Genomic DNA, 4,283 nt, shown 5'->3' on the forward strand with positions numbered 1-4,283 from the left:
GAAAGTGCTTCGGCAGTGCGCCGGTCGAGTTCAAGCATGACGTTCTCGTATGTGTCGGAAATGCCGCAATTGGGGCAACACAAGAGGTCCGACCCGTGCGGCTCACCGACGCCTAGAGGCACTTTGCATCTTTTGCAGGCAATCCGAGGAGCGCTTTCGATCATCTCGATGGGTATCCCGCCATTTTGACGAACGAAGCAATTCCGATGCCAACCGCAAATGATCCGTTGCGGGACATCAACCAGATGAATGCTCATTAGCCTCGCTTGGCGCTGGCCTCTTACCTCCACCGGCCAAGCGCCTCGCGCTTCCTGCCCCACGCACGTCCTGGCGAGTCCTTGTGCCAGCGCTGCGATGGTGATTTGGTGCAACCGAATGAGCGAGGACGCACCATGGCAGAGATCGTTATGAAGGCTCCGGTTCTGCATGTAGTTTTAGCATCCGGGATCGACGCCGCAGCCGGCACACTCTCTGTCACATTTGGCTCAGTCGACAAAAAGAAATTCCAACTCGATTTCTCCGCGCAATGCGTTCCGTTGGCAATCGCTGCCCTGTCGGCCGAGATGGGAAAGCTCGTCGCTACTCTGCCTGCAGAAAAGACACCAAAATTGCAGGAAATTTCTATAAAGAGCACGCAATTGACCATGAAAGACGACGGCACTGTTGCCATCTTTCTGCGATTGGAAAGCGGGGCAGAACTTCCGCTTGATTTTCGGTTGGATGACCTTACCCGGCTGCGTCAACAAATMGACGAAGCGGTAAAACTCGCCGATCGAAACACCCGCCACTGACCTTAGGATCGCTGCAGCCGTCTGGCGCTGCCGGCAGCGCGACATGATCGGCATGGCCGCTTGCCTGCTGATGGCCGGCATGGGTGTCTACCTGCTATTCAGCTAGCGCCTTTCCGGCTTCGGCGTGATCGTCTCCACCCGCACCTTGTCGCCGATCTCCTCGGGCTTCCGCGATCACGCCATAGGCTAACGCGATCCCGCGGTTCACAATTCAACTACAAGCGGTTGATTCCTTTGGGATGTAGCCGCCATCAGAGGTCCGTCGCGTGGGGGCACGCGGCGGACTGCTGGTGGCCGGCGGAGCCGGGGTGAGGTTGCGCAAGAATCGGGTTTTGACGGCGTGTCATCCACCGTATTGAACGCGCCGCTCGACCCGCGCCTGGTCGCCGATTTCCTTTGCCTTGGCCAGAGCCTGGTTTATGTCTGTCGTGGTCAAGACAGTCCGCCAGTGCGGCGCCTCAAAAACGCTCACGATGTAGGTTGTCACCGGCATCCCGGTCATGCGATCGCTCCCCTAAGTCCGCCGTCACGCCCCCGCGCGTCATGGCTCATGGGGCCATTAAAGCGGAACCAGGCGTTAGGTTCCGTGATCCCGGTCACGGACCGTCCTAAGCCTTGGCATAGGCGCTCGGCCGCGAGTCCGGCGTGTAGATCAGCCCGACCCGCTTGCCGCCGCACTTCGCACATTTCAGCTTCGGAATGAGGTCATCGGCCATTGCGGGAGCATCCGGCCCGAACCGATCGCGCAGCTTCGACAGATCCAGCACCTGGCTATGGTTGCATGGCGCGTGATGGCAGTGCGCCGTCACCTCCATTTCTAGCGCCGCTACGGCCAGGTCGCCAAGCCGCCATCGCGGTGCACGATGGCGTCCAGAATTGTCTCGTAGACGCTCCCCGTGTCTTCCTCGATCTCGACACTGCTAATGCCGATCGCCTTGGCATCAGCGAACAGCTTTTGCGTCAGTTCGGCGACTGAGAGGATGTCGGCGCCCACCGTTTCGGGGACGTTGTTGGAGATCCATTTGTGCAGGAAGTCGGTGCCGCGTGTGCTCATGAGCAAATAAGCGCGCGGCGTATATTAGGTTCCGCTCATCTTGACGCCGGCGCCGGCCGCTCCAGAATCGTTGATATGGCAAGTGGCATCAAAGTGGGCGATGAGGTCGCGATCACCGCGACGATACGGAAACGCGTGACGGAAGACAGGGTCAGCGTGCTGATCCCGTCATATCACCAACCGCACTCAATTGTGCACACGTCACCAAACGTGAGCAGCGGGCAGAAGGTCGAGCTTATCGGTGACGTCACCCACATTGACGCAGACGCGAGAACGGTCACCATCAACTTGGGCGTCCCCGTCACTGTCAACGCCGACACGGTGAGGCTGGTGACCGCCTACGTGCCGCCGAAGCGAAAGACACCGCTGGTCGACAAGGCTTAGGACGCATTACCAGGCTGTTACAAAAAAAGCCCGCTGTCATCTCAAAGGAGCGGCAACGGGCTGAGTGCTTTTGGAGTGGTCAAGGGCAATTAAGCCCACCCTAATGTTAGATCAGGAAGGCGCGTTTGTCGTCGAGCAATTGCCTGTCGTCGACGGCTGGGGATTGCCTGTGGATAAATCACCAAGCGCGCAGGCCGCCAGCGCGCGTTCTGGCTGACCGCTATCCAACAGCGCAGAACCTTGCCGCGCGTCCCAGGCGGGCGCCTGTGTTCCCATAGCCAGCGATGTTGATTGCTCTTCTGGGAAGGGCAATGGCCCCGCATACGTGCGCGGGCCGGTCACTGTCGTCGGCACGGATATCTATGACCTCGACCGAGACGGCGACGGGATAGGCTGCGAAAACGGTTAGAGCCACCGCTAGCAGATCCCTGCCGAATTGACTCGCTAATCCTCCACTAAAGCGTACCGTGAATTGTCGCCCGCCTTGTACGGCACACGGGTGCTTGGAAGCCAACTTCGGTGCTCCCGCCTTCTCGGGAGCTATCAATGGACCAGAACCGTGAAGAAGGCCGCGTGTCGGCCTTGGACTTCGATATCGTGCGCGAAGCCTTCAGAAAATCAGTTAAAGAGACGAACCTGGCTGAAGAGCATTGGCCGAAACATATCAAGTTGCTCTTTCAGGACCTGCTCGACCACGAACCCGACGAGAGCATAATCAACCGGATCATTGGGCGGGACACTACTCAGCCGTAGTGGGCCGCACCGGGGCCTGTCCCATTCCACCGGATGAACGGCGCATCCTTTCCGGTGATATCCTTGACCGTCTTCAGCATGGCCTCATGGCCCTGAAGCACGCGGCATTGCTCGCAGCCTAGGCGATAGCAGCGGGCGGACAACGCCCTAGTGTAGCGCTTCCGCCGCCACCAGAAAGCGCTAGGGGTTCAGTTGGCTATCGCCGACAGCCCTCTAGCTACGGCCATTGTCGTCCTTACCCTTGGCAATGATCCGAGCTTCTCTGATTATCGAGGACCGATCATAGCCAACCATCGAAATGATGTCTCGAATCTGTTGCTCGGTAACGCCCGTTTTCAGCGCCAGTGAGTTTACGAATTCCTCTGCCCCTTGAGGGCTCTTCTTTTCGTCAGCCATCGACCTGACCCTTATTCCCTCATCAACACAAGTCATGGTTGAGTCAAAGGTTCCGCATTCGACGGTTAGATGGACGAGGCAATTTTTCTCATCGCGTTTTCGTACCTCTTGACTCCTGGCGGGCACGATATTTACATCCCGCTCGAAGCCTTTCTCTCACCGCAGTTGCTCCACACGGGAGTGCGCCTTGATGTTGAACCGCCTTCGACCCACCGGGTTCTCCCCATCTGAGCTGCAAATCTGCCAACGTGTCTTTGATCGACTTTGCGAGGAACGGAAAGTCGACCGTTCGTCCAGTGATGCCGAGGATCTCGCGGCGACCATAATCAATGCTTTTGGCGCCGGCCTGGCTGACGAAGAAAAGCTCCTCGCCGCCGTGACCGGGCGTTTAGATGGGGCTCGAGCAGGATAGGATTCGTTGGAACAGTTGCCGCTGGGAGTGTCGTCGGTCGGCCAGTTCGATCGGGTTTGAAGCTACCCCTCTTCCCTGAAATCCTGCAGTGAGGCATGTCTGAGGTCTTCCTCGCCGCGCAGGTGCTTCACAGTGACAACGAGGCCCGGCTTGATCCATTGCGTGGCCGGCCGCTTCATGCCCTTGGGCGCCGTCCCTTAAGCGCGGAAGGGACCACCGACCTTCCTACCCCGCACTCTCATGTCCTCGTCAATAGTTGCGCTCCTTGTCGACTCGGATCCTGCTGTCGGAGAGAGAAGGGCGAAACGATAGACCTTCAAAGCAGGTTGCTTGGCCTCTTGTCTGACAGGTCGGCAGAGCGCGCGGGAAAGTGCTTCGGCAGTGCGCCGGTCGAGTTCAAGCATGACGTTCTCGTATGTGTCGGAAATGCCGCAATTGGGGCAACACAAGAGGTCCGACCCGTGCGGCTCACCGACGCCTAGAGGCACTTTGC

General features: G+C 58.6%; 9 protein-coding genes. 4 read left to right on the forward strand and 5 right to left on the reverse strand.

Annotation, left to right across the window (positions count from 1 at the left end; translation table 11 throughout):
- A partial coding sequence (locus AC1DXN_RS30740; protein WP_477421810.1) for a hypothetical protein occupies positions 1–257 on the reverse strand: 257 nt, incomplete at its 3' end.
- A 135-nt stretch (positions 258–392) separates the two neighbouring features.
- On the opposite strand from AC1DXN_RS30740, the gene AC1DXN_RS30745 reads away from it, so the two are divergent.
- On the forward strand, positions 393–791 hold the full coding sequence (locus AC1DXN_RS30745; RefSeq protein ID WP_477278430.1) for a hypothetical protein: 399 nt from the start codon (positions 393–395) through the stop codon (positions 789–791).
- A 343-nt stretch (positions 792–1,134) separates the two neighbouring features.
- Here the strand turns inward: AC1DXN_RS30745 and AC1DXN_RS30750 are convergent, their stop codons facing one another.
- From AC1DXN_RS30750 to AC1DXN_RS30760, 3 genes are all read right to left on the reverse strand, one after another.
- The gene (locus AC1DXN_RS30750; protein ID WP_477247943.1) at positions 1,135–1,293 is read right to left on the reverse strand and encodes a hypothetical protein; all 159 of its coding nucleotides are present in this window, start codon (positions 1,291–1,293) and stop codon (positions 1,135–1,137) included.
- A 106-nt stretch (positions 1,294–1,399) separates the two neighbouring features.
- Entirely contained in the window at positions 1,400–1,606 is a 207-nt protein-coding gene (locus tag AC1DXN_RS30755; RefSeq protein WP_477278432.1) for a hypothetical protein, read from the reverse strand.
- 11 nt (positions 1,607–1,617) lie between these two features.
- On the reverse strand, positions 1,618–1,845 hold the full coding sequence (locus AC1DXN_RS30760; RefSeq protein WP_477278433.1) for a DUF768 domain-containing protein: 228 nt from the start codon (positions 1,843–1,845) through the stop codon (positions 1,618–1,620).
- A 75-nt stretch (positions 1,846–1,920) separates the two neighbouring features.
- Between AC1DXN_RS30760 and AC1DXN_RS30765 the strand changes: the two genes are divergently transcribed.
- Together AC1DXN_RS30765 and AC1DXN_RS30770 are read left to right on the forward strand one after the other, a co-directional pair.
- Positions 1,921–2,229: a hypothetical protein gene (locus AC1DXN_RS30765; RefSeq protein ID WP_477278435.1), complete on the forward strand. Its 309-nt coding sequence runs from the start codon at positions 1,921–1,923 to the stop codon at positions 2,227–2,229.
- 546 nt (positions 2,230–2,775) lie between these two features.
- On the forward strand, positions 2,776–2,982 hold the full coding sequence (locus AC1DXN_RS30770) for a hypothetical protein (protein WP_477278437.1): 207 nt from the start codon (positions 2,776–2,778) through the stop codon (positions 2,980–2,982).
- A 213-nt stretch (positions 2,983–3,195) separates the two neighbouring features.
- On the opposite strand, the gene AC1DXN_RS30775 is transcribed toward AC1DXN_RS30770, so the two are convergent.
- Positions 3,196–3,378 (reverse strand): hypothetical protein, encoded by a 183-nt coding sequence (locus AC1DXN_RS30775; RefSeq protein WP_477278439.1) that lies wholly within the window; start codon positions 3,376–3,378, stop codon positions 3,196–3,198.
- A 190-nt stretch (positions 3,379–3,568) separates the two neighbouring features.
- On the opposite strand from AC1DXN_RS30775, the gene AC1DXN_RS30780 reads away from it, so the two are divergent.
- Positions 3,569–3,790 (forward strand): hypothetical protein, encoded by a 222-nt coding sequence (locus AC1DXN_RS30780; RefSeq protein WP_477278441.1) that lies wholly within the window; start codon positions 3,569–3,571, stop codon positions 3,788–3,790.
- Positions 3,791–4,283: the final 493 nt, after the last annotated feature.

Source organism: Mesorhizobium sp. P2_H9, assembly GCF_056403215.1.

What these genes read in the sequence shown, in the direction of transcription:
- AC1DXN_RS30750 (WP_477247943.1), bottom strand. Translation starts at nt 1,293, where the DNA reads ATGACCGGGATGCCGGTGACAACCTACATCGTGAGCGTTTTTGAGGCG.
- AC1DXN_RS30755 (WP_477278432.1), bottom strand. Translation starts at nt 1,606, where the DNA reads ATGGAGGTGACGGCGCACTGCCATCACGCGCCATGCAACCATAGCCAG.
- AC1DXN_RS30760 (WP_477278433.1), bottom strand. Translation starts at nt 1,845, where the DNA reads ATGAGCACACGCGGCACCGACTTCCTGCACAAATGGATCTCCAACAAC.
- AC1DXN_RS30765 (WP_477278435.1), top strand. Translation starts at nt 1,921, where the DNA reads ATGGCAAGTGGCATCAAAGTGGGCGATGAGGTCGCGATCACCGCGACG.
- AC1DXN_RS30770 (WP_477278437.1), top strand. Translation starts at nt 2,776, where the DNA reads ATGGACCAGAACCGTGAAGAAGGCCGCGTGTCGGCCTTGGACTTCGAT.
- AC1DXN_RS30775 (WP_477278439.1), bottom strand. Translation starts at nt 3,378, where the DNA reads ATGGCTGACGAAAAGAAGAGCCCTCAAGGGGCAGAGGAATTCGTAAAC.
- AC1DXN_RS30780 (WP_477278441.1), top strand. Translation starts at nt 3,569, where the DNA reads ATGTTGAACCGCCTTCGACCCACCGGGTTCTCCCCATCTGAGCTGCAA.